This is a genomic window from Grimontia marina (genome assembly GCF_900060185.1).
In the GTDB taxonomy this organism is placed as follows: domain Bacteria; phylum Pseudomonadota; class Gammaproteobacteria; order Enterobacterales; family Vibrionaceae; genus Enterovibrio; species Enterovibrio marinus.
The window spans coordinates 1-641 of record NZ_FIZY01000234.1 but is presented as its reverse complement, the minus strand read 5'-3'; the positions used below and the strand labels follow the sequence as shown (position 1 = coordinate 641).

At 58.5% G+C, this 641-nt stretch carries 1 protein-coding gene; it reads left to right on the top strand.

Annotation, left to right across the window (positions count from 1 at the left end):
• Nucleotides 1-641: VCBS domain-containing protein (locus GMA8713_RS26145; protein ID WP_198159609.1), on the top strand; the 641-nt coding region annotated here is incomplete at both ends.

Sequence of the window (641 nt, the reverse complement as noted above, 5' to 3'; positions counted from 1 at the left end):
GGTCACTGACCAGGATACCTCAACAACCGGGACTATCACGGTCACTGACCCTGACAGTGGCGAAACCGCCACCATCGGCAATACCACGATGGAAGGCAACTACGGCACCTTTGAACTGGTGGACGGCGAGTGGACGTACACCGTCGATCCGGACAAAGCCCAGTCTCTGCCAGAAGGACAGGAAGCCAACGACACCTTTACCCTCACCGCTTCTGACGGCTCAACCCATGAGATTGTGGTGACCGTGACCGGCACCAATGATGCGGCGGTGGTCACCGGCGATACCACCGCACAGGTCACTGACCAGGATACCTCAACAACCGGGACTATCACGGTCACTGACCCTGACAGTGGCGACACCGCCACCATCGACAATGTCACCATGGAAGGCAACTACGGCACCTTTACGCTGGTGGATGGGAACTGGACCTACACGGTAGACCCAGACAAAGCGCAAGCCCTGCCGGAAGGTGAAGAGGCCAACGACACCTTTACCCTCACCGCTTCTGACGGTTCAACCCATGAGATTGTGGTGACCGTGACCGGCACCAATGATGCGGCTGTCGTCACCGGGGACACCACCGGACAGGTCACTGACCAGGATACCTCAACAACCGGGACTATCACGGTCACTGACCCTG